This is a genomic window from Streptomyces sp. NPDC031132 (assembly GCF_055570595.1).
On the sequence record NZ_JBVIGX010000021.1, the window covers coordinates 37549 to 60584 of the forward strand.

The 23036-nt window shown below is 72.5% G+C and carries 16 protein-coding genes and 1 tRNA gene; 2 read left to right on the forward strand and 15 right to left on the reverse strand.

Annotation, left to right across the window (positions count from 1 at the left end; all coding sequences use genetic code 11):
• Positions 1–67 precede the first annotated feature (67 nt).
• The 6 genes from ACZ49B_RS26525 to ACZ49B_RS26550 form a co-directional block, all read right to left on the reverse strand.
• Positions 68–1303, reverse strand: a complete 1236-nt coding sequence (locus ACZ49B_RS26525) for a hypothetical protein (RefSeq protein ID WP_468310556.1) — start codon at positions 1301–1303, stop codon at positions 68–70.
• A gap of 61 nt (positions 1304–1364) precedes the next feature.
• Positions 1365–1883: a SigE family RNA polymerase sigma factor gene (locus tag ACZ49B_RS26530; RefSeq protein ID WP_468310558.1), complete on the reverse strand. Its 519-nt coding sequence runs from the start codon at positions 1881–1883 to the stop codon at positions 1365–1367.
• Between the two features lie 56 nt (positions 1884–1939).
• Complete coding sequence (locus ACZ49B_RS26535; RefSeq protein WP_468310561.1) at positions 1940–2401, reverse strand: GNAT family N-acetyltransferase; 462 nt, start codon at positions 2399–2401, stop codon at positions 1940–1942.
• A 4-nt stretch (positions 2402–2405) separates the two neighbouring features.
• Complete coding sequence (locus ACZ49B_RS26540; protein ID WP_468310563.1) at positions 2406–3653, reverse strand: serine hydrolase domain-containing protein; 1248 nt, start codon at positions 3651–3653, stop codon at positions 2406–2408.
• Positions 3654–3909: 256 nt separating this feature from the next.
• Positions 3910–3983, reverse strand: a tRNA-Thr gene (locus ACZ49B_RS26545).
• Positions 3984–4172: 189 nt separating this feature from the next.
• The gene (locus ACZ49B_RS26550) at positions 4173–5741 is read right to left on the reverse strand and encodes an alpha/beta hydrolase (RefSeq protein WP_468310566.1); all 1569 of its coding nucleotides are present in this window, start codon (positions 5739–5741) and stop codon (positions 4173–4175) included.
• On the opposite strand from ACZ49B_RS26550, the gene ACZ49B_RS26555 reads away from it, so the two are divergent.
• On the forward strand, positions 5734–5901 hold the full coding sequence (locus tag ACZ49B_RS26555) for a hypothetical protein (RefSeq protein WP_468310569.1): 168 nt from the start codon (positions 5734–5736) through the stop codon (positions 5899–5901). The two genes, ACZ49B_RS26550 and ACZ49B_RS26555, sit on opposite strands and share 8 nt — an antisense overlap.
• A 28-nt stretch (positions 5902–5929) precedes the next feature.
• On the opposite strand, the gene ACZ49B_RS26560 is transcribed toward ACZ49B_RS26555, so the two are convergent.
• The 9 genes from ACZ49B_RS26560 to bldG form a co-directional block, all read right to left on the reverse strand.
• On the reverse strand, positions 5930–7141 hold the full coding sequence (locus ACZ49B_RS26560) for a DNA polymerase III subunit delta' (RefSeq protein ID WP_468310572.1): 1212 nt from the start codon (positions 7139–7141) through the stop codon (positions 5930–5932).
• A 97-nt stretch (positions 7142–7238) separates the two neighbouring features.
• Positions 7239–10511, reverse strand: coding sequence for a dTMP kinase (tmk, locus tag ACZ49B_RS26565; RefSeq protein WP_468310574.1), 3273 nt, complete (start codon positions 10509–10511; stop codon positions 7239–7241).
• A gap of 232 nt (positions 10512–10743) precedes the next feature.
• Positions 10744–13566 (reverse strand): type I DNA topoisomerase, encoded by a 2823-nt coding sequence (topA, locus tag ACZ49B_RS26570; protein WP_468310576.1) that lies wholly within the window; start codon positions 13564–13566, stop codon positions 10744–10746.
• A 312-nt stretch (positions 13567–13878) separates the two neighbouring features.
• Complete coding sequence (locus ACZ49B_RS26575) at positions 13879–14076, reverse strand: hypothetical protein (protein WP_468310579.1); 198 nt, start codon at positions 14074–14076, stop codon at positions 13879–13881.
• 203 nt (positions 14077–14279) lie between these two features.
• A complete protein-coding gene (locus tag ACZ49B_RS26580) occupies positions 14280–15785 on the reverse strand; it encodes a DUF7059 domain-containing protein (protein WP_468310582.1) in 1506 nt (501 codons plus the stop codon).
• A gap of 172 nt (positions 15786–15957) precedes the next feature.
• Positions 15958–16527: a small secreted protein gene (locus ACZ49B_RS26585; RefSeq protein ID WP_468310585.1), complete on the reverse strand. Its 570-nt coding sequence runs from the start codon at positions 16525–16527 to the stop codon at positions 15958–15960.
• Positions 16528–16711: 184 nt separating this feature from the next.
• Entirely contained in the window at positions 16712–19117 is a 2406-nt protein-coding gene (locus ACZ49B_RS26590) for a sodium-translocating pyrophosphatase (RefSeq protein ID WP_468310588.1), read from the reverse strand.
• A 304-nt stretch (positions 19118–19421) separates the two neighbouring features.
• On the reverse strand, positions 19422–19865 hold the full coding sequence (locus ACZ49B_RS26595; RefSeq protein ID WP_468310590.1) for an ATP-binding protein: 444 nt from the start codon (positions 19863–19865) through the stop codon (positions 19422–19424).
• A gap of 117 nt (positions 19866–19982) precedes the next feature.
• Positions 19983–20324: an anti-sigma factor antagonist BldG gene (bldG, locus tag ACZ49B_RS26600; protein WP_030152678.1), complete on the reverse strand. Its 342-nt coding sequence runs from the start codon at positions 20322–20324 to the stop codon at positions 19983–19985.
• A gap of 81 nt (positions 20325–20405) precedes the next feature.
• Here bldG and ACZ49B_RS26605 point away from each other — a divergent pair, with 81 nt between their 5' ends.
• On the forward strand, positions 20406–22871 hold the full coding sequence (locus tag ACZ49B_RS26605) for a DEAD/DEAH box helicase (RefSeq protein ID WP_468310593.1): 2466 nt from the start codon (positions 20406–20408) through the stop codon (positions 22869–22871).
• Positions 22872–23036: the final 165 nt, after the last annotated feature.

Consider the following 23036-nt stretch of genomic DNA (forward strand, 5'->3'; position numbering starts at 1 on the left):
GCGAGAGCGGACGCGCAGGAGGAACACCTGCCCCGGATGATCAGAATGATCAAGATGGTCCGGATGATCAGGCGAACCACTTCGGGTCGAGCGCGATCTGCTTCAGCTGCTCCATCGTCAGGATCGGCTTGTCCCGGGTCGCGGGCTCGTTCTGGTTGCCGGTGTTGAACGCGGAGACCACCACGCGCCGGCCGTCCGGCCGCAGCGTGTCGACGGTCCACCAGACGACGTTCGCGCCGCCCTTCTCACCGTTCTTCTGCTCGGACTTCACCCTCGTGCCGTCGGGCAGGGTGACGGCACCGGACGCGAAGTGGCGCTTGAGCAAGTCACCCATGTCCGCCTGCACGTCGACCTGGACGAGCGACTTGCCCTTGCCGTCGTCGAGCACGACATGGCCGTGGTCTCCCTCGCCGCCCTTGCTGCGGACCTTGGTCCCGGTCTTCGGCAGCAGGGACTCCAGCACCGCGGCGGCGCCCGGCCCCTCGGCCGCCGACGCGGCAGCGGCACGGGGCTCGGCGGCCGGCAGGTCGCTCAGCGCCGGTTTCCACAGCGGCGAGGTCGCGAACTCCTTCAACCCTTTCGGGGTCAGCGGCGGGTTGTCCCGTGAGACGGGCTGGCCCTTCTCTGCCGTGGCGTTCCACTCCTGTACGTCCACCTGGTAGCCCTGCGGGGTCACCAGCGTGGCCCGCCACACCTTCGTGGACACCCGACGGTCGGGGTACTCGTACCCCTGGAAGACCATGAGCTTCGAGCCGTCCGCGAGCGTCTCGGCGGTGCAGCCGTCGAAGTCCAGGACGTTCTTGTCGGGGCAGGTCACCGACTCGGCGGCCATCTGCCCCTTCGGGTCGACCCGCGCGAGGGCGACGCCGAGGGCCGCCGGCCCCTCCCCGTCGTCGTAGAGCCCGGAGACCCTCGGGTAGGCCGTCTCGCCCGTACCCCGCGCCTTGCCCCCGGACACCGTGCCACCGGGCAGCAGTTGCCTGAACACGCCGATCAGCTGATCGGCGGAGACGGCGCCGCCGCCGGTCTTCTCCTTCGCCGCCGGCGGCTCCGTCGGGACCGCCGGCGGCGCGGCGACGGTCGCGCCGGAGCCGCCCGCGGCGTCGAAGAGGCCGCCGGCGTAGGCGCTGCCGGCGGCTATCACCGCCAGGGCCACCGCCGATCCGCCGACCACGACGGCCCTGCGGCGGGCCGCCAGCCGCCGCCCGTGCCGTTCACCGGCGGCGACGAGCGCGTGCGGGTCGGGCGTGAAGCCGTCCCCCGTACGCCGCAGGGCTTCGCCGAGCACATCTTCAAGGGGCATACGGAGCCAGACCTTCCACCGAGTAGCAGGGAAAAAGACGATCGAGGTGGCGATGCGGGGTTCAGGGGCGGCCGACGAACTCGCTGAGCGACCCACCCAGTTGCTCCCGCAGCCGGCCCAGCGCCCGCGTGGTGCGGGTCCGCACCGCCGCCGAACTGGCGTTCATCGCGTCGGCGGTCTCCTCCACGCTGCGGTCCTCCCAATACCGCAGCACGAGCACCGCCCGGTCCTTGGGCTCCAGCCGCCCCAGCGCCTCCAGCAGCGTGAGCTGCAGCGCCGGATCGGCAACGCCTGCCGCCGGCGCCCCCGACCCGGGGAGCGCCCCGGCCGGGCGCTCCCCCGCGGATCTGCGCGGCTGGTGCGTCAGGAAGGCCCGTACGAGCACGGTCTGCGCGTATGCCGCCGGGTTGTCGATACGGGAGATCCGCCCCCAGAGCAGGTACATCCGCCCCAGGGTCTCCTGCACCAGGTCCTCCGCGAGGTGGGTGTCCCCGCAGGTCAGCAGGCAGGCCGACTGGTACAGATGCCCTGACCGGCCCGCCGCGAACTCACGGAACCCGTCCCGGCGTCCCTCCCGCATCCGCTCCCCCTCGCGTCGGTCTCACCCCGATGACGCGACGGCGGTGCCGGAAGGTTTCACTCCAGTCCGTGGAAGTAGACGTGGAACGCGTCGCGTTCAAAACCCTCCGCCTCGTAGAGGCTCTGCGCGACGTGGTTGTCGTACGCCGTCTCGAGCTGCACCCCGGCCACCCCGGCCTCCCGCGCCCGGCGCAGTACGTCGCGCAGCAGCGCCCGCCCGGCGCCGGTGCGGCGGCCGGACGGGTCGACGTACAGGTCGCTCAGGATCCACACGGGCCGCAGGGCGAGCGACGAGAAGGTCCGGTAGACCTGCGCGAACCCGACGGTGCCGGTCTCCGGCACGTCGGCGAGCAGCACCAGGGACTCACCGGCCCGGATCCGCTCCGCGAGGAAGGCCCGCGGCCGGTCCGGGTCCTCGACCTTCACCTCGTAGAAGTCGAGGTACCCGCCGAACAGCGCGCCCGCGACGTCGACATCGCCTTCGTCGGCGACGCGCACCACCACATTCACATCATCCATGCACTCAGTGTCCGGTAACGGGCTGCGCAGGCAGGCTGAAGACGTGGTCCGGGGTGACGATCTTGGTGATCGCCTCGCCGAAGAGGGTGCTGGGCTCGGAACCCTCGTAGGAGATGTCCGTGTTCAGCGTCAGCGTCAGCGTGGCCTTCGCCTGCGGCAGGTACACGACCAGCGCCTGGTAGCCGGGCAGCGAGCCGTTGTGGCCTATCCACCCCTGGACGTTGAAGATGCCCAGGCCGTAGCCGGTGCCGGGCAGCGCCTCGACGACGTTCAGGCGCTCGGCCTGGGTGGCGGGCTTCAGCAGCGTGCCCGTGGCCAGGACCCTCGCCCAGGTCTTCAGGTCACCGAGATCGGAGATCATGGCGCCGGCCGCCCAGCCCCAGGAGGGGTTCCAGTCGGCCGCGTCCTCGACCTTCCCGGTGGCGGTCTGGTCCGTGTACCCCTGGGAGTGCGGACTCGGGAACTCCGCGCCGACGGGGAAGAGCGTGTGCCGCAGACCGGCGGGGCGGACGACCTTCTGGTTGATGTAGTCGTTGAGCTTCTGCCCGCTCTGCTTCTCCACGACCAGCCCCAGCAGGATCAGGTTGGTGTTGCAGTAGTAGAACTTCGCGTTGGGCTCGAACAGCACCGGGTGCTTGAAGGAGTACGCGAGCAACTCCTGCGGGGTGAAAGGCCGTCGGGGATGGCTCGTCAGGGCCTTGAAGAAACCTTCGTCCTCGGAGTAGTTGAACAACCCGCTCCGCATCCCGGCGAGCTCGCGCAGCGTGATCCGGTCCCCGTTGGGCACCCCGCTCACGTACTTGCCGATGGGGTCGTCCAGTCCGACCTTGCCCTGGTCGACCAGCTGGAGCAGGGCGGTCACGGTGAAGGTCTTGGTCACGCTGCCGATGCGCATGTACATGTTCGTGCTGATCGACTGACCGGTGGCCTTGTCGGCGACACCGAAGGCCCGCACGTACTCGCCCTTGCCGGGGGCCGAGAGCGAGACCATCACCCCGGGTATCTTCGCCTCGCTCATCACCTTCCGGACGGCGTCGTCCAACTGCCGTGCCACGGCAGGCGTGAGCTGCGGAAACTCCCCGTCGGCGGCAACCGGGGCGGAAGCCGGGCCGCTGGGGGCCACCGCGACCGGAGCCGAGGCACTGGAGGCTGCCGACGTATCGAGGGCGTACCCCGCCCCCACCCCCAGAGGCACCGCCACCAGGCCCACTGCGGCCATCCCCACCGCCACTTTGCGCAACCGTGTCGACATCCCGGCCTCCTGCCACGCGTCGCCCAGGTCCAGCCTTCCCAACCTAGCCCCGCCCCGCCCCCCGAGCGACCGGGGCGTTTCCGGGCCCCCGAAGCCCCAGGTCACACTCCCTCGGCGGTATCGGCGGCCCCGCCCGCAGGGCCCGGCGATCCCCCACCGCAAGGAGCCGCGCCGACCTGAGACGCACCACCGGCCACCTGCGCCGGGGCAAGCAAAAGCCCCAGGTCACGGCGAGTGAGTCCTGGGGCTTCTACAGAGCCGCCTTCGGGATTCGAACCCGAGACCTACGCATTACGAGTGCGTTGCTCTGGCCAACTGAGCTAAGGCGGCACCGCTGGTCAGACAAGTGTTCCCTCGGAGAGGAGCTCTCATCAGCAGCGGCGCCAAGTCTACAGGCTGAAACGGGGTGCCCCGAACCACGTTGTGGAGGGGTGGGATGTGTGGGGCATATGGGATCAATCGGCGAGGTCTGACTCGCCCGAGGCCCGGGCCGCCGGGGCGATCAGCCGGGGCCGGGTGTCAGGTGCACTTCTTGCCGTCCGTCGGCGGAGTGCCCGCCAGCAGGTACTTGTTGATCGCCGTGTCGATGCAGGCGCTGCCGCGGCCGTACGCCGTGTGCCCGTCGCCGTCGTACGTGAGCAGGACGCCCGAGTCGAGCTGCTGCGCCAGCGACCGGGCCCACTTGTACGGGGTCGCCGGGTCCCGGACCGTGCCGACCACCACGATCGGCGGGGCGCCCTTCGCCGTCAGGGCACGAGCCTCGCCCGTGGCCTTGACCGGCCAGTACGCGCAGTTCAGCGAGGCCCAGGCGAGGCCCGCGCCGAACACCGGGGAGGCCTTCTGGAACGAGGGCACAGCCGTGTCGACGGCCTCCGGGCCGCTGAAGGCGGGGGGCTGGTCGAGGCAGTTCACCGCGGCGTTCGCGAACATCAGGTTCGCGTACTTGCCGTCCGGCTCCCGCTCGTAATAGCTGTCGGCGAGGCCGAGGAGGCCCGACCCGTCGCCGTTCATCGCCGCCGTCAGCGCCTCGCGCAGCTGCGGCCACGCGCTCTCGTCGTACAGCGCCGCGATCACCCCGGTCGTGGCGAGCGACTCGCCGAGCGGGCGGTCCGGATCGCCGCTCGGCACGGGCTGGGCGTCGGCCTTGCGGAAGAACTCCTGGAGCTGCTCCGCCATCGCATCCGGCCCGCCCTTGCCGAGCGGGCAGTCGGGCTGCTTCGCGCAGTCCTTGATGAACGAGCGCAGGGCCGTCTCGAAGCCCCCGGTCTGGTCCCGGTTCATTTCGAGCGCCGGACGGGAGGGGTCCATCGCGCCGTCCAGGACGAGCCGGCCGACCCTGCCGGGGAAGAGCTCCGCGTACGTCGCCCCGAGGAACGTGCCGTACGAAGCGCCGACGTACGTCAGCTTCTCGTCACCCAGCACCGCCCGCAGCACGTCCATGTCGCGGGCCGCCTCGACGGTGGAGACGTGCGGCAGGACCCGCTGCGAGCGGGTCTGGCAGCCGGCCGCGAACTCCTTGAACGCGGCCACCAGCTCGGCCCGCTCCGCCGCGTCGTCCGGCGTCTGGTCCACCTGCGTGAACTTGTCCATCTCCGGCCCGGTCAGGCACTGGACCGGGCTGCTGCGGTCCACCCCGCGCGGGTCGAAGGACACCATGTCGTACTGGGCGCGGACCGGTGCCGGGTACCCGATGCCCGCGTACGCCTGGAGGTAGCCGATGCCGGAGCCGCCGGGTCCGCCCGGGTTGACCACGAGCGAGCCCAGCCGCTTGCCGGGTCCGGTGGCCTGGCGGCGGGCCACGGCGATGTCGACGTCCTGGCCGGACTCGGGGTGCGCGTAGTCCAGCGGGGCCTTCATCGTGGCGCACTGGAACCCGGGGACACCGCAGTCGCGCCAGCTCAGCTTCTGCTCGTAGTACGGGCGCAGCGCGGCCGAGACCGCGGTCGAAGCGGGCGACGGCGCAGTGCCCCCGGCCGAGGACGCGGCGGCCTTCGGCCCTCCCGACCCGTCCGAGGTGCACCCGGAGAGCAGCAGCCCGGCAGCTGCGATCACGGTTCCGGTGGTACGCAGCAGGCGACTGGTGTCCATCCTCGGAGCCTACGTGCTGGCGGGCGACCCGGCCCGGGCGCGCTCGCGCCGACCGGCCGCCCGCCGCCCGGCGGCGCACCGCAGCCCCGCCCTGATCCCGCAGTACCCGGCCCCACCTCGGCAGATCGCTCATACGGGTGAAACGGTCAACGGCGGTTGAAGGCGAGGCCGCCCCGGTCCGAGGCGGCTCAGCCCGCGCGGAGGGACATCGTCATCGCCTCGACTGCGAGGAGCGGGGCCACGTTGCGGTCCAGGGCATCGCGGCAGGCGATGATCGCCTCGATCCGGCGCAGGGTGCGCTCCGGTCCGGACGCGCGGGCGATCCGGTCCAGGTCGGGCCGTATCTCCTCGTTCGCGATCGCCAGCGAAGAGCCGAGCTGGAGGGCCAGGACGTCCCGGTAGAAGCCGGTGAGGTCCGTCAGCGCCAGGTCGAGCGTGTCGCGCTGGGTACGGGTGCGGCGGCGCTTCTGCCGGTCCTCGAGCTCCTTCATCACGCCCGCCGTGCCGCGTGGCATCCGGCCGCCGGTGCCGGCCCCGGCGCCGAGCGCGGCCCTCAGCTCCTCGGTCTCCTTGGTGTCCACCTCTTCCGCGACCTGCTTGGCGTCCTCGGCGGCGGCGTCGACCAGCTCCTGGGCGGCCTTGAGGCAGCCGCCCACGTCGTCGATGCGGAGCGGGAGCTTCAGCACGGCGGCCCGGCGGGCCCGGGCGGCCTCGTCCTGCGCGAGCCGGCGGGCCCGGCCGATGTGGCCCTGGGTCGCGCGCGCCGCGGCCGCGGCGACGGCGGGCTCGATGCCGTCGCGCCGGACCAGCACATCGGCGACGGCGGAGACGGGCGGCGTACGGAGGGTCAGGTGGCGGCAGCGGGAGCGGATGGTGGGCAGCACATCCTCGAGGGAAGGCGCGCACAGCAGCCAGACGGTCCGCGGAGCGGGCTCCTCCACGGCCTTGAGGAGCACGTTGCCCGCGCCCTCGGTCAGCCGGTCGGCATCCTCGAGGACGATGACCTGCCAGCGGCCCACGGCCGGGGAGAGCTGCGCCCGGCGGACCAGCTCGCGGGTCTCCTTCACACCGATGGACAGCAGGTCGGTACGGACGATCTCCACATCGGCGTGGGTGCCGACCACGGTGGTGTGGCAGCCGTCGCAGAACCCGCAGCCCGGCTCGCCCCCGAGGGCGCGGTCGGGGCTGGTGCACTGCAGGGCGGCCGCGAAGGAACGGGCGGCGGTGGCCCGACCGGAGCCGGGCGGCCCGGTGAACAGCCAGGCGTGGGTCATCTTGGATGCGGCGGGCGGCGGCGTCCCGGCCCCGACGGCGGTGACCAGGGCGTCGGCGTCACGGGCGGCGGCGGCCAGCTGCGACTGCACCCGCTCCTGTCCTACCAGGTCGTCCCATACGGGCATCCCGCCCACCGCCTTTCACCGGCCGTCTTCCCTTGGCCGTCCGTACCGCTCGTGCTGTGCCCGCCCCCAGTGTGGCGTGCGCCACTGACAACCCCCGTCAGCGGCGGCGGCGCGGACCGCCCTCTTCGTCCTCGTCGTCCCGGCGCGGGCCCAGCAGCTCGTCCGCCAGGGTCGGCAGATCGTCCAGCGGGGTCTCCTCGGCCCAGGCGGGCCGCGGCCGGCTCGGCCGCGGCGGCTGACTCTGCCGGCCCTGCGCACTCGGGCCGCCGTCGTCGCCGAGCAGCGGGAGCTCGCGGGTCACGTCGTCGCCCGAGTCCCGGAAGATGCCCGGCGGCACCCGGTCGGCCGGGCTCTCCTCCGGACGCCGGGCCGTCGGCCGCGTGGCGGAGCGGGCCTGGCCGGCCGAAGCCTGACCGGCCTGCGGGCTCGTACGGGACGACGGGCGTACGGGCGGCAGGACCGCCGTCTCGTCGGCCTGGCCGGCCGGCGGGACGGCGGGCAGCACCGAGGTCTCCGCCGCCGGGTCGACCTTCGGCACGGGGACCGTCTGGGTCACGTCGTCCGGCTGGACGACCCGCTTGACCAGCGGGGTCTCCACCGTCACCGCGTCGTCCGGGAGCGGCTCCTTGGTCATCGCCACCTTGGGGGCGCGCGCCTCGGGAGTGGGGGTCGGTGCCGGGGAAGGCGCAGGTGCCGGTGCCGGGGAAGGCGCAGGTGCCGGAGCCACGGCAGGGGCCGAAGCCGCCGCCGAAGCGGCTGCCGCCGCGGCCTGCGCTGCCGCCGCGGCCGCCGAGGCCTCCGCCAGCCGGCGCGCCTCCTCGGCCCTGAGCAGGGCCTCCTCGGCCCGCCGCTGCTTCTCCAGCCGCCGCTCCTCGGCCTCGGCACGCAGCCGGGCCTCTTCCTCCGCCTGCCTGCGCAGCCGCTCCCGCTCCGCCGCGCGGGCCTTCTCCTCGGCCTCCACGCGCAGCCGCTCGGCCTCGGCCCGGGCGCGGGCCTCCTCCTCGGCGCGCAGCCGCTCCTCCTCCGCCCTGCGGGCGGCCTCGGCCTCGGCCTTGATCCGGGCGGCTTCGGCCTCGGCCTTCAGCCGGGCCTCCTCCTCGGCCCGCAGCCGCTCTTCCTCCGCCTTGCGCGCCGCCTCTTCCTCGGCCCTGCGCCGGGCGTCCTCCTCGGCCTTGCGCCGGGCCTCGGCCTGGGCGGCCACCTCGGCCTCCGAGAGCGGAAGCATCCGGTCCAGACGGTGGCGTACGACGGTGGTCACGGACTCCGGGTCCTGGCCGGCGTCGACCACCAGGTAGCGCCCGGGGTCGGACGCGGCCAGCGTCAGGAAGCCGGCCCGCACCCGCTGGTGGAACTCGGCGGGCTCCGACTCCAGCCGGTCCGGGGCCTCCGTGAACCGCTCGCGCGCCGCCTCCGGCGACACGTCGAGCAGCACCGTCAGGTGGGGTACGAGCCCGTCGGTGGCCCAGCGCGAGATCCGGGCGATCTCGGTCGGGGACAGGTCGCGACCGGCGCCCTGGTAGGCCACCGAGGAGTCGATGTAGCGGTCGGAGATGACGACCGCGCCGCGCTCCAGGGCGGGCCGGACGACGGTGTCCACGTGCTCCGCGCGGTCGGCGGCGTACAGCAGCGCCTCGGCGCGGTGCGACAGCCCGGCCGAGGAGACGTCGAGCAGGATCGAGCGGAGCCGCTTGCCGACCGGGGTGGCCCCCGGCTCGCGGGTCACGACGACCTCGTGGCCCTTGCCCCGTATCCAGTCGGCCAGCGCCTCGACCTGGGTGGACTTGCCGGCGCCGTCGCCGCCCTCCAGGGCGATGAAGAACCCGGCGTCGGACGCGGCCTGCACCGGCTCCCCGCCGCGCAGCGCCTCGCGCAGGTCGCGGCGCAGCGGTACGCCGCTGCGGTCGTCGGCCTTGGCGAGCACCACCACGCCGACGGGCAGCAGCAGGGCGCCGACCAGCATCAGGGTGAACGCGGCCCCGCCGTGCGCGAAGACGACGTCCCCGGCGGCCAGTCGGTGCGGGCCGATCGCCGCGGCCAGGACCGGGGCGAGGACGGCGCCGACGCCCACGGCCACCCGCACGACGGCCTGCAGGTGCTCGGTGACGCGGGCCCGGCGGAACTCCTCGGTCTCCTGGTCGAGCAGGGTGTGCCCGGTGTTGGCGGCCACGCCCGCGGCGGTGCCGGCGAGCAGCGACAGGAACAGCACGGTCGCCGTGTCCGGGACCAGCCCGGTCAGCAGCAGCGCGACCCCGGCCACCGCGATGGCCAGGGCCAGCAGTCGGCGCCGGGAGAGGGCGGGCAGCACCTTGCCGGCCTGGGTGGCGCGGATGCCGACGGCGGTACCGCCGAGCAGGGCGAGGACGAGCAGGGCGAAGGTGGCGGGGCCGCCGCCCAGGTCGAAGGCGTGCAGGACGGCCACGGCGGCGGCACTGGACACGGCTCCCGCGACGGCGGCACTGGCCAGGACGAGCAGGGGGATAGCCCCCGTGCGGCCCTTCTCCGGGCGGTCCCCCGCCTTGGGGGCCCGCAGCCCCTCCAGCGGGGAACGCGGACGCGGGGTCTTCGCCGCGGGCAGCACCAGCGGGAGCAGCAGCGAGACGGACGCCGCGAACAGGCCGGAGGCCACGTACGAGCCGAGGGCGGCCTGGTTCTCGGCGAACCAGTCCACGCCGAGGCCGAGGACCTTGCCGACGAGGGTCGCGGCGAGCAGCACGGCGGCGGCGACCGGCATCGCGGCGAAGGACGTCCGCAGGGTCAGCCGGCGCAGCGCGTCGAGGTGGTCCGGCAGCGGGCGTACGGTCGCCCCCTCCGGCGGCGGCGAGGGCAGCAGGGCGGGAGCCGCACTGTCCTTGGCCAGGGTCCACAGCCGCTCGGCGACGCCGGAGACGAAGACGGTGGCCAGCACCGCGGTCAGCGCGTGGGCCGGGATCCAGTCGAGCCAGAGCGGGGCGACGACGAACAGGCCGAGCCTGACCCCGTCGGCGCCGACCATCGTCCAGCGGCGGTCGAGCTTGCCGCCGGCCTCCTTCGGCGCGAGGAGCTTGGCCAGCGGGCCGAGCAGTACGGCGCCGAAGAGCAGCGTGGCGAGGATCCGGACCCCGAAGACGGCGGCGACGACGAGGGCCCAGCCCTGGTAGCCGCTGCCGAAGGTCTCCTCGGAGACCGCCGCCTGGAAGGCCAGCAGCACCAGCACCAGCAGGGCGAGGGCATCGCCGATGCCGCTCACCAGCTGGGCGCTCCACAGCCGGCGCAGCCTGGGGGTGCGCAGCAGTGCGCGCACCGCGCGCTCGCGGGAATCCGCGGCGAGGGCTTCGTCGTAGGTGGGGTTCGCGGGGGCGGTCACGACCGTTGGCTGCTCGGCTCGCGTCATCCGCCCAGCCTATCCGCTGCGCTTGGCGGGTGCGGAGCCCTGTGGACAACCATCGGGTGTGACCCCGGCCCCAGTCCCACGGCCCTGACCAGCCGTGCGGGTTGCGGGTCTTCTCCCCACCACCCCGCTGCCCGACCCCAGGGCCCCGACCCGCGCCTCAAACGCCGGCGGGGCTGAAACGCGGACAGGGCCCGCGCCTTGGGCGCGGGCCCTGTCCGTTCGTGGCCGGAGGCTAGTCGTCCGACGGGGCGGGGGCGGCCGCGGCCGTCTTCTTCGTCGCCGTCTTCTTGGCCACCGTCTTCTTCGCGACGGCCTTCTTCGCCGTCGTCGTCTTCTTCGCCGCAGCCGTCTTCGTCGCCGTGGCCTTCTTCGCCGGCGCCTTCTTGGCCGGGGCCTTCTTCGCCGTCTTCTTCGCCGGGCCCTTCGCCCGCTTCTCAGCGAGCAGCTCGTAGCCCCGCTCCGGCGTGATCGTCTCGACGTCGTCGTCCCGCCGCAGCGTCGCGTTCGTCTCGCCGTCCGTCACGTACGGCCCGAAGCGGCCGTCCTTGACGACGACCGGCTTCTCGCTGACCGGGTCGGTGCCCAGCTCCTTCAGCGGCGGCTTGGCCGCCGCCCGCCCGCGCTGCTTCGGCTGCGCGTAGATGGCGAGGGCCTCGTCCAGCGTGATCGAGAACAGCTGGTCCTCGGTCTCCAGCGACCGCGAGTCCGTGCCCTTCTTCAGGTACGGGCCGTAGCGGCCGTTCTGGGCCGTGATCTCCACGCCCTCCGCGTCCGCGCCCACCACGCGCGGCAGCGACATCAGCTTCAGCGCCTCGTCGAGCGTAACCGTGTCCAGGCTCATCGACTTGAACAGCGACGCCGTCCGCGGCTTCACCGCGTTCTTGCCGGTCTTCGGGGTGCCCTCGGGGAGGATCTCCGTCACGTACGGCCCGTAGCGGCCGTCCTTCGCGACGATCTCGTTCCCGCTCACCGGGTCCTTGCCCAGCTCGAACTCGCCGCTCGGCTTCGCGAACAGCTCCTCCGCGTACCCGACCGTCAGCTCGTCCGGCGCGAGGTCGTCCGGCACGTCGGCCCGCTGGTGGCCCTCCGCGTCCTTCTCGCCGCGCTCGACGTACGGCCCGTAGCGGCCCACGCGCAGCACGATGCCCTCGCCGACCGGGAAGGAGGAGATCTCCCGGGCGTCGATCGCGCCGAGGTCCGTGACCAGCTCCTTCAGGCCGCCGAGGTGGTCCCCGTCGGCCGGCACGACCTCGGTCGCGTCCTCCGAGCCGAAGTAGAACCGCTTCAGCCACGGCACGGACTGGGCCTCGCCCCGCGCGATGCGGTCGAGGTCGTCCTCCATCTTGGCCGTGAAGTCGTAGTCGACGAGCCGGCCGAAGTGCGTCTCGAGCAGGTTCACCACGGCGAACGACAGGAAGGACGGCACGAGCGCCGTGCCCTTCTTGAAGACGTACCCGCGGTCCAGGATCGTGCCGATGATCGACGCGTACGTCGACGGGCGGCCGATCTCCCGCTCCTCGAGCTCCTTGACCAGCGAGGCCTCGGTGTAGCGCGCCGGCGGCTTGGTGGAGTGGCCGTCCGCCGTGATCTCTTCGGCCGACAGCGCGTCGCCCTCCGCGACCTGCGGGAGCCGCTTCTCGCGGTCGTCGAGCTCGGCGTTCGGATCGTCCGCGCCCTCGACGTACGCCTTCATGAACCCGTGGAAGGTGATCGTCTTGCCGGACGCGGTGAACTCGGCGTCCCGGCCGTCCGACGCCCGTCCGCCGATCTTGACGGTGACCGAGTTGCCGACCGCGTCCTTCATCTGGGAGGCGACGGTCCGCTTCCAGATCAGCTCGTACAGGCGGAACTGGTCGCCGGTCAGGCCCGTCTCGGCCGGGGTGCGGAAACGATCACCCGAGGGGCGGATCGCCTCGTGCGCCTCCTGCGCGTTCTTGACCTTGCCGGCGTAGACGCGCGGCTTCTCCGGCAGGTAGTCGGCCCCGTAGAGCTGCGTGACCTGCGCCCGCGCCGCCGACACCGCGGTGTCGGAGAGCGTGGTGGAGTCCGTACGCATGTAGGTGATGAAGCCGTTCTCGTACAGCTTCTGCGCCACCTGCATCGTCGCCTTCGCACCGAAGCCGAGCTTGCGCGAGGCCTCCTGCTGGAGCGTCGTCGTACGGAACGGGGCGTACGGGGAGCGGCGGTACGGCTTGGACTCGACCGACCGGACCGCGAACGAGGTGTCCGCCAGCGCGGCGGCCAGCGCCCGGGCATTGGCCTCGTCGAGGTGCAGTACCTCGCTCTTGAGCTGCCCGTTCGAACCGAAGTCGCGGCCCTGCGCGACGCGCTTGCCGTCCACCGTGTTCAGGCGGGCGACCAGCGTCGACGGGTCGGAGGCGTCACCGGCCCGCCCGGTGGAGAAGGTTCCGGTCAGGTCCCAGTACTCGGCGGAGCGGAAGGCGATGCGCTCGCGCTCCCGCTCGACGACGAGGCGGGTGGCCACCGACTGCACGCGGCCCGCCGACAGCTTCGGCATGACCTTCTTCCACAGGACCGGCGAGACCTCGTAGCCGTAGAGGCGGTCGAGGATGCGGCGGGTCTCCTGGGCGTCGACCATGCGCTGGTTCAGCTCGCGCGGGTTGGCGACGGCGTCGCGGATCGCGTCCTTGGTGATCTCGTGGAAGACCATCCGGTGGACGGGGACCTTGGGCTTGAGGACTTCCTGCAGGTGCCACGCGATGGCTTCGCCCTCGCGGTCCTCATCGGTGGCGAGGAAGAGTTCGTCGGACTCGGCCAGCAGCTCCTTGAGCTTCCTGACCTGGGCCTTCTTGTCCGCGTTGACCACGTAGATCGGCGCGAAGTCGTGCTCGACGTCCACACCGAGGCGGCGGACCTCGCCCGTGTACTTGTCGGGAACCTCGGCCGCGCCGCTGGGGAGGTCGCGGATGTGCCCGACGCTCGCCTCGACGACGTATCCGGGGCCGAGGTAGCCCTTGATCGTCTTCGCCTTGGCTGGGGACTCGACGATGACGAGTCGGCGGCCGCCCTTTGCGGTCTCGCTAGTCGGGGACAACTTGGCTCTTCTCTCCGGTCGGCACTCGGTCGCGGTACGGCGACGCTGCGGAGTGTGACGGTACAACCCGCCCCCGTGTCAAACGGCAGAAGCCCGCAACGGCCACTCGAACGGTAACCCGACAAGTGCCATTTCTGCCGCCCGGATACCGCGCCGGACCCGTCGCGATCACCGGGCCGAGTGGCCAGGGGGCCGTCTGGCCCCGCCCTCGCACCCCGCCTGACGTCCTGTTTCCGAAGAGGATCCGGGCCCGTCGGCGCGCCGGTGATCAGCCGGTCATCAGCAGGGATCAGTCCGTCACGCGGCCGGTGATCAGAGCCGCGCGAGACACCAGAGGCCGAGCGCCAAGGACACCCCGGACACGAGCAGCGCCAGCGGTACGGCGACGGCGGGGCGCACACCTTCGGCCACCGGCGCGCGGCGCAGGGCACGCGCCCCCGTCCAGCCCAGCAGAGCCGCCCCGAACAGCAGGAACACGGTCGCCGCGAAGACCGCCGGACCGCCCTCCATGCCGTTCCCCCCTTACCCTCCGAGCACCTTCGCGGTCTCCTACGGATCTCCCCGGACCGCCCCCTCAGGCCCCTGGCCGTCCCCCTGCACGGGAGCCTGCCAGCCGGCGGTAAACGGCGCGCGAACCCCTGGTTACATCAGGGATCCGGCCACGGCCGGGCCACCGCCGGCGACGGGCCGCGGCCGCGCCGCCGGGAGGCCGGTCAGCCGTCCGCCGGCTCCAGGAATCCCTGCTCGACCAGCATCCGGATCGACCCCGGAGTCCGGTCCCGCAGGACGACGGGATCCTCCTGCACCAGGTGTGCGATCGCGTCCAGGATCCGGCCCGCCGTGAGTGAGCCGTCGCACACTCCGGCGAAGCCCGCGCCGACCGTGTCGACCTTGGTCGCGCGCCGCATCCCGCGGTTCTGCCGCAGCACCACGTGCTCGGGGTCCTCCGCGCCGGGCGCGCCGACCTGCTCCTGGACGATCTCCTCCGCCAGGACGAAGCGGGCCTCCAGCAGGGCCGCGTCGTCGTGGTCCCGCAGGTAGTCCTGCCGGGCGAAGTGGGCCACCACGGCGTCGCCGAGCGGCTGCTCCACCGAGTGCGGCCACTCCTCGACCACGATCGACGGCTCCGCCGCGTCGCTGCGGCGCAGCGTGATCCAGCCGAAGCCGACGGCCTTGGTCTTGCGGGCCTCGAACTCGTCCAGCCAGTCCTCGTACCGGCGCGCGTACTCGGCGGGGTCGGTGCGGTGGTCGCCCGCGTCGCGCAGCCACAGCTCCGCGTACTGCGTGACGTCCTGCACATCACGCTGCACGATCCACGCGTCGCAGCCGCGCGGCACCCAGGCGCGGACCCGGTCGTGCCAGTCCTCGCCCTCCACGTGCTGCCAGTTGCCGAGGAACTGCGCGTACCCGCCCGGGTTGAGGTGCGCCCCGGCCTCCTGGACGAGGGTGCGGCACAGGTCGTCGCCGCCCATCCCGCCGTCGCGGTACGTCAGCCGCGCGCCGGGGGAGATCACGAACGGCGGATTCGACACGATCAGGTCGTACGTGGCGTCGCCGACCGGGGCGAACAGCGACCCGAGGAGCAGCTCGGCTTCCTGGGCCCCGGACAGCGCCAGGGTCAGCCGGGTGAACTCCAGGGCCCGGGGGTTGACGTCGGTGGCGGTGACCCGGGTGGCGTGCTGGGCGGCGTGCAGCGCCTGGATGCCGGATCCGGTGCCGAGGTCGAGGGCGGTGGCGACCGGGGTGCGGACGGTGATCCCGGCCAGGGTGGTGGAGGCCCCGCCGACGCCGAGGACCACACCCTCCTCGCGGCTTCCGATCCCGCCGGCCCCGCCGACGGCGCAGCCGAGGTCGGAGACGATGAACCAGTCCTCGCCGTCGGGGCCGCCGTACGGGCGCACGTCGACGGTGGCGTGCACCTCGTCGCCCTCCCGGCGCAGCCAGCCGTCGGCCAGGGCGGCTTCGACGGGCAGCGCCTCGGCGGCGTGCACGTACGGCTCCGGCTGCTGGAGCAGGAACAGCCGGACCAGGCTCGCGAGCGCGCCCTCGCCGCTGCCGCGGGTGGCGCGCAGGGCGGGGACCGTCTCACTGCGGGCCAGCGCGGCGTAGGCGGGGGCGCCGAGCAGGTCGAGCAGGCCGTCGGCGGTGAAACCGGCGGCGAGCAGGGCCGTGCGGAGCTCGGCGGCGCGGTCGGGCGAGGGAAGGCTGGTGGTACTCACCGGTCCATTGTGTCGGCTGGCGCCGCAGATGCGTGCCCCGCGCGGCCGGTGGCCCGGCACGGAGCAGGGCGGCCGGGTTCCTCGAACCCGGCCGCCCTGGCCTGCGTACTGCCCACCCTGGCCTGCGTACTGCCCGTCCTGGCCTGCGTACTGCCCGTCCTAGCCTGCTACCTCACTTCGCCGGCGACGGCGTCGGCGCCGCGACCTGGCAGCCCTTCTGGCTGTTCATCGCGTTGTCCAGGCCACCGGACTTGAGCGTGCTGAGCGCGTCCTTGCCACCCTGGGTGGCCGCGTCGAGTCCACCGGCCACCTCCTTGAGTCCTGCGGCGAACTTGGTCTGGTCCTGCGGGTCCAGGCTGTCCATCTTCGCCTTCAGGTCGGCGTAGCCCTTGGACGAGTCCTCGAAGCCCTTGATGGCCGTGGCCTGGGTCGTCTGGCCGTCCTTGACCGGCGGAACTCCCGCCGCCTGCAGGGCGGTACCCATCGCCTTGTACGACTCGGACATCGTCCCGAACGCCGCCGAGTCGGTCGTCTTCACCTCGTCGGGCTTGCTGCTCTGGGTGGCCACGCGCTTGATGTCGGTGTTGGCGGTCTCGATCTTCTTCAGCTCGGGCTGCCACTTGTCGCAAACCTTCTTGGCCCAGGCGTTGGCCTTGTCGTCCGTCTCATCGCCGCCGCAGCCGGACAGCACGAGCATCAGTACCGCACCGCCGGACACTGCGGCCGCAAACTTCTTGTTCACCGGATTGGTCCCTTCGAAGGCTCTCGGCCCGGAAGATACACGCCCGCCATCCGGGCACGCAGAAAGGCGGACAGACGGCGCGTCAGTCCGCGCCGCCTGTCCGCCGTTCGGGCGTACCTTCGAGTCCTCGGGCCGGTCGGCCCTCCGGCTGCTCCGGGGGTCGCCCCCCGGATCACCCGTCGGGTCAGGAGACCACCGCGGGATCGGCCTGCTGGGCCACCCGCTCGGCGGGTGCCGAGCCGTCGCCCTCGTCGCCGACGGCGATGCCGCGGCGCTTGGAGATGTACACCGCGCCGATGATGACGGCGATGGCGACGACGGCGACGATCGCGCGCACGGTCGCGCTCGTGTCGGCGCCGTAGCTGAACTGCACGACCGCAGGGGCGATCAGCAGCGCCACCAGGTTCATGACCTTGAGCAACGGGTTGATCGCGGGGCCCGCGGTGTCCTTGAACGGGTCGCCGACGGTGTCGCCGATGACGGTCGCGGCGTGGGCCTCGCTGCCCTTGCCGCCGTGGTGGCCGTCCTCGACGAGCTTCTTGGCGTTGTCCCACGCGCCACCGGAGTTGGCGAGGAAGACGGCCATGAGGGTGCCGGTGCCGATGGCGCCCGCGAGGAACGAGCCGAGCGCGCCGACGCCGAGCGAGAACCCGACGGCGATCGGGGTGAGGACGGCGAGCAGGCCGGGCGTGGCGAGTTCGCGCAGCGCGTCCTTGGTGCAGATGTCCACGACGCGCCCGTACTCGGGCTTCTCGGTGTAGTCCATGATCCCGGGGTGCTCGCGGAACTGGCGGCGCACCTCGTAGACGACGGCGCCCGCGGAGCGGGAGACGGCGTTGATGGCGAGGCCGGAGAACAGGAACACGACCGCCGCGCCCAGGATCAGGCCGACCAGGTTGTTGGGCTGGGCGATGTCCAGGCTGAGGTTCATCTCCCCGGCCTTGGCTCCGACCTGCTTGACGGCATTGGCGATGGCGTCGTTGTACGAGCCGAACAGCGCGGCCGCGGCGAGCACGGCGGTGGCGATCGCGATGCCCTTGGTGATGGCCTTGGTGGTGTTGCCGACGGCGTCCAGGTCGGTCAGGACCTGCGCACCGGCGCCCTCGACGTCGCCGGACATCTCGGCGATGCCCTGGGCGTTGTCGGAGACGGGCCCGAAGGTGTCCATGGCGACGATGACGCCGACGGTGGTGAGCAGGCCGGTGCCGGCCAGGGCCACCGCGAAGAGCGCCAGCATGATCGACGTACCGCCGAGCAGGAACGCCCCGTACACGCCGAGGCCGATGAGCAGCGCCGTGTAGACGGCGGACTCCAGGCCGACGGAGATGCCGGCGAGGACGACGGTGGCCGCGCCGGTCAGGGAGGACTTGCCGATGTCCCGGACGGGACGGCGGTTGGTCTCGGTGAAGTACCCGGTCAGCTGCTGGATCAGGGCCGCGAGCACGATGCCGATGGCGACGGCGACGAGGGCCAGGATGCGCGGGTCACCGGAGTGGCTGGTGATCGAGGCGTCCTCGACGCCGACCAGGTCCTTGTAGCTCGCCGGCAGGTACACGAAGACGGCGACGGCGACCAGCACCAGCGAGATCACCGCGGAGATGAAGAAGCCGCGGTTGATGGCGGTCATTCCGCTGCGGTCGGCGCGGCGCGGGGAGACCGCGAAGATGCCGATCATGGCGGTGATGACGCCGATCGCGGGGACGATCAGCGGGAAGGCCAGACCCAGGTCGCCGAAGGCGGCCTTGCCGAGGATGAGCGCGGCCACGAGGGTGACGGCGTAGGACTCGAAGAGGTCGGCCGCCATACCGGCGCAGTCGCCGACGTTGTCGCCCACGTTGTCGGCGATGGTCGCGGCATTGCGCGGGTCGTCCTCCGGAATGCCCTGCTCGACCTTGCCGACCAGGTCGGCGCCGACGTCGGCGGCCTTGGTGAAGATGCCGCCGCCGACGCGCATGAACATCGCGATCAGGGCGGCGCCGAGGCCGAAGCCCTCCAGGACCTTGGGGGCGTCGGCGGCGTAGACCAGGACGACGCAGGAAGCGCCGAGGAGGCCGAGGCCGACGGTGAACATGCCGACGACGCCGCCGGTGCGGAAGGCGATCCGCATGGCCTTGTGGGCGACGTCGGTGAGGTCCTTTGCGGGCTCGCCCTCGGCGGGGGTGGCCTCGCGTGCGGCGGCGGCGACGCGGACGTTGGCGCGCACCGCCAGCCGCATGCCGATGTAGCCGGTGGCCGCCGAGAAGATGGCGCCCACGAGGAAGAAGGCGGAACGTCCCGCCCGCTGGGTCCAGTCGTCGGCGGGCAGCAGGAAGAGCAGGAAGAACACGACGACCGCGAAGATCCCGAGGGTGCGCAGCTGCCGGCCGAGGTAGGCGTTGGCGCCTTCCTGGACGGCTGCGGCGATTTTCTTCATGCTGTCGGTGCCCTCGTCCGCGGCGAGGACCTGGCGGACCAGGATCTGTGCCACGACGAGTGCGGCAAGTGCCACGGCCGCGATCACCATCACGATGAGCCGATTGTCATCGGTGAGTACTGCGGCTGCCAGATCAGAGTTTCCGACCGGCGCGTTGGGGGTGAAGAGCCCCGTCATTCGTCCTCCTTGACGTGATGAGCTCAAGATGTGGACGGATTGTAGGGAGCTCTTCCCGATCAAAACAGTGCGCGGGAAACGGAATTGGCCTGCTCTCGCTCCTCAGCAATAGATCGCGTCACTCCATTACCCCCGAAAGAGGTAATGGGGCAAAGGCATTGACGCCCGGTCATTGATCTAGGAAATGCCTGGGGGTATGAAAAAAGGCCCTGCTCAGCAGGGCCTTGATTAAGATCAGAAGAATCTCCGCACCGGCTGCGGTCTGCGGGACCGCAGAGCGACGGAGGGCCGCGGGACGGCCGGGCTACGGAAGATCGGACGCGCCGCCGGACACCGGCCAGCTCATCCGGATGGTCCCGCCCGACTCCCCGCTCGTCACCTCGACGTCGTCGACGAGCCCGCTGATCACCGCGAGACCCATCTCGTCCTCGGTGTCGGTGTCCGGGTCCAGGGCCGCGTCGAGGCCGGGCACGGCGCCCGTCGGGCCGCCGGCCGGTCCGGGCACCTCGTCGCCGACCTCGATGGAGAACAGCTTCTCCTCCTCGGTCAGGATCACCCGGACGGGCGCGGTCAGCCCGTTGTTGAGATGCAGACCGACGGCGCGCGAGCAGGCTTCGCCCACGGCGAGGCGGACCTCGTCGAGCACGGCTTCGTCCACGCCGGCCCGCCGTGCCACGGCGGCCGCGACCAGGCGGGCCGTCCGGACGTGTTCGGGCTGGGCGCTGAAGCGCAGTTCAACGATGGCCATGCGCGTCCCCCTCGGACTACGGGCGTGCCTTACAGGGGCCCGGACCGCTTCGGCCCGCGCCCCCGCTCCTGTTCGGCTCCCTCCGCGGCGCCCTGCGGCGCCGCGGACGGTGAGCCGTCAGTCGGTGGCGGCGACGGCGTCTTCCACCGTCGTGTGGATCGGGAACACCTTGGTCAGACCGGTGATGCGGAAGATCTTCAGGATGCGCTCCTGATTGCACACCAGCCGCAGCGAGCCCTCGTGCGCACGAACGCGCTTGAGACCTCCCACGAGCACACCAAGCCCGGTGGAGTCGAGGAAGTCCACTCGCTCCATGTCGACAACCAGGTGGTAGCTGCCGTCGTTCACCAACTCGACCAACTGCTCGCGCAGCTTGGGCGCGGTATACACATCAATCTCGCCACCGACCTCCACGACCGTGCGGTCGCCGACAGTGCGAGTCGACAGGGACAGGTCCACGGATCCTCCAGCACCTTGCTATCGAGCGGCGCCCCCCAGGGGCCTCCCCACCCGTAGGCAGGGGAGGGATTGGCTGCCGCGATGGCATTCAATCACTTACCGGCAGGCGCGCACGACGCCTTCGGACCATTGTCCCGCACGCCGGTGACACACTCGCTTCCAATGGCCAATACTCACCGTCCCGGTCGGCCCACGGCACCCGAGGACCCACGACCCACCCCCGGCACGGTTCTGGACCGCCTCTCACGGGGGCCTTCTCGAGCTGCGCGCATCACCCATACGGAGCACTTGCCCCCTCGGGAGGGTCGTCATGCAGTCTGGCCCGACCGCATCCGAACGGATGTCGTAGCCGCAATTCAGGCCGCGGGGATCGACCATCCGTGGGAACACCAGGCCGCGGCGGCCGAGCACGCCCTGGACGGCGAGTCGGTGGTCGTCGCCACCGGAACCGCCTCGGGCAAGTCGCTGGCGTACCTCGCGCCCGTGCTGTCCGCCCTCGCGGACGGCGCGGAAGCGCCGAACGGGCGGGGTGCGACCGCCCTCTACCTGGCCCCGACCAAGGCTCTGGCAGCCGACCAGCGGCGCGCCGTGCGCTCGCTGGCCGCGCCCCTGGGCAACGCCGTCCGGCCCGCGGTCTACGACGGCGACACGCCGGTCGAAGAACGCGAATGGGTGCGCCAGTACGCGAATTACGTCCTCACCAACCCCGACATGCTCCACCGGGGGATCCTGCCCGCCCATCCCCGCTGGTCCTCCTTCCTGCGCTCCCTGCGCTACGTGGTCATCGACGAGTGCCACACCTACCGGGGCGTATTCGGCTCCCACGTCGCCCAGGTGCTGCGCCGGCTGCGGCGGCTGTGCGCCCGCTACGGCGCCGATCCGGTCTTCCTGCTGGCCTCGGCCACCGCGAGCGACCCGGCGGCCGCGGCGTCCCGGCTGACCGGCATCCCGGTCACCGAGGTCGCCGACGACGCCTCCCCGCGCGGCGAGGTGGTCTTCGCCCTGTGGGAGCCGCCGCTGACCGATCTGCGGGGCGAGAAGGGCGCCCCGGTACGCCGCACCGCCACGGCCGAGACCGCCGACCTGCTGACCGACCTGGTCGTCCAGGGGGTCCGTACGGTCGCCTTCGTCCGCTCCCGGCGTGGCGCGGAGCTGATCTCGGTGATCGCCCAGGAGCGGCTCGCCGAGGTGGACCGGTCGCTGCCCGGGCGTGTCGCGGCCTACCGGGGCGGCTACCTGCCCGAGGAGCGCCGGGCCCTGGAGCGGGCCCTGCACTCCGGCGAGCTGCTCGGCCTGGCCGCCACCACGGCCCTGGAGCTGGGCGTGGACGTCTCGGGCCTGGATGCCGTCCTGATCACCGGGTACCCGGGCACCCGGGCCTCCCTGTGGCAGCAGGCGGGCCGCGCCGGGCGCTCGGGGCAGGGCGCCCTGGCCGTGCTGATCGCCCGGGACGACCCCCTGGACACGTATCTGGTCCACCATCCGGAGGCCCTGTTCCGCCAACCGGTGGAGGCCACGGTCCTCGACCCGGACAACCCGTACGTCCTGGCCCCGCACCTGTGCGCGGCCGCCGCCGAGATCCCGCTGACGGAGGCCGACCTCGCCCTGTTCGGCCCGGCGGCCCGGGAGCTGATCCCGCAGTTGGAGGCGGCGAAGCTGCTGCGCCGGCGGGCCACGGGCTGGCACTGGACCCGCCGGGAGCGCGCCTCGGACCTGACCGACATCCGGGGCGGGGGCGGCCGCCCGGTGCAGATCGTCGAGGCGGCCACCGGGCGCCTGCTGGGCACCGTCGACGAGTCGGCCGCCCACACCGCCGTCCACGACGGGGCCGTCCACCTCCACCAGGGCCGCACCTATCTCGTGAAGCACCTGGACCTGGAGGATTCGGTCGCGTTGGTCGAGGAGTCCAGCCCGCCGTTCTCCACCACCGCCCGCGACACCACCTCCATCTCCGTCCTGGAGACCGAGACCGAGATCCCCTGGGGTCCGGCCCGGCTCTGCTTCGGCTCGGTCGAGGTGACCAACCAGGTCGTCTCGTACCTGCGCCGCAAACTGATCACCGGCGAGGTTCTCGGCGAGGCCAAGCTGGACCTGCCGCCCCGCACCCTGCGCACCCGGGCCGTGTGGTGGACCGTGACCGAGGACCAGCTCGACGAGGCCCGGATCAACCCGGAGATCCTCGGCGGCGCCCTGCACGCCGCCGAACACGCCTCCATCGGCCTGCTGCCGCTGTTCGCCACCTGCGACCGCTGGGACATCGGCGGGGTCTCCGTCCCGCTGCATCCCGACACCCTCCTCCCGACCGTGTTCGTCTACGACGGCCACCCCGGCGGCGCCGGCTTCGCGGAGCGCGCCTTCCACACGGCCCGCGCCTGGCTGACGGCGACCCGCGACGCGATCGCGGCCTGCGAGTGCGAGGCGGGCTGCCCCTCCTGCATCCAGTCCCCCAAGTGCGGCAACGGCAACGACCCCCTCCACAAACGCGGCGCGATCCGCCTGCTCACCCGCCTCCTCGCACAGGCCCCGCCCTCCGAGCCCCCCGGCTAGGCCGGCCCCGGAAGGCCTGCCGGAGCTCGTACGGCGCCCGGTCCGCGGCCTCCTGAGCCCCCCGGCGGTACTGGGCCCCGTGAGGGCTTGCCAGGGCTCGTACGGCGGCCGGTCCTCGGTCGGAGGCGGGTCCTCGGTCAGAGGCGGGTCCTCGGTCAGAGGCCG

Bases quoted from the DNA above. Each gene is read 5' to 3' on its own strand.
- tmk (WP_468310574.1), bottom strand. From the start codon at position 10,511: ATGACGCGAGCCGAGCAGCCAACGGTCGTGACCGCCCCCGCGAACCCC.
- ACZ49B_RS26535 (WP_468310561.1), bottom strand. From the start codon at position 2,401: ATGGATGATGTGAATGTGGTGGTGCGCGTCGCCGACGAAGGCGATGTC.
- ACZ49B_RS26525 (WP_468310556.1), bottom strand. From the start codon at position 1,303: ATGCCCCTTGAAGATGTGCTCGGCGAAGCCCTGCGGCGTACGGGGGAC.
- ACZ49B_RS26550 (WP_468310566.1), bottom strand. From the start codon at position 5,741: ATGGACACCAGTCGCCTGCTGCGTACCACCGGAACCGTGATCGCAGCT.
- ACZ49B_RS26595 (WP_468310590.1), bottom strand. From the start codon at position 19,865: ATGGCCATCGTTGAACTGCGCTTCAGCGCCCAGCCCGAACACGTCCGG.
- ACZ49B_RS26530 (WP_468310558.1), bottom strand. From the start codon at position 1,883: ATGCGGGAGGGACGCCGGGACGGGTTCCGTGAGTTCGCGGCGGGCCGG.
- ACZ49B_RS26560 (WP_468310572.1), bottom strand. From the start codon at position 7,141: ATGCCCGTATGGGACGACCTGGTAGGACAGGAGCGGGTGCAGTCGCAG.
- ACZ49B_RS26590 (WP_468310588.1), bottom strand. From the start codon at position 19,117: ATGACGGGGCTCTTCACCCCCAACGCGCCGGTCGGAAACTCTGATCTG.
- ACZ49B_RS26605 (WP_468310593.1), top strand. From the start codon at position 20,406: ATGGCATTCAATCACTTACCGGCAGGCGCGCACGACGCCTTCGGACCA.
- ACZ49B_RS26575 (WP_468310579.1), bottom strand. From the start codon at position 14,076: ATGGAGGGCGGTCCGGCGGTCTTCGCGGCGACCGTGTTCCTGCTGTTC.
- ACZ49B_RS26540 (WP_468310563.1), bottom strand. From the start codon at position 3,653: ATGTCGACACGGTTGCGCAAAGTGGCGGTGGGGATGGCCGCAGTGGGC.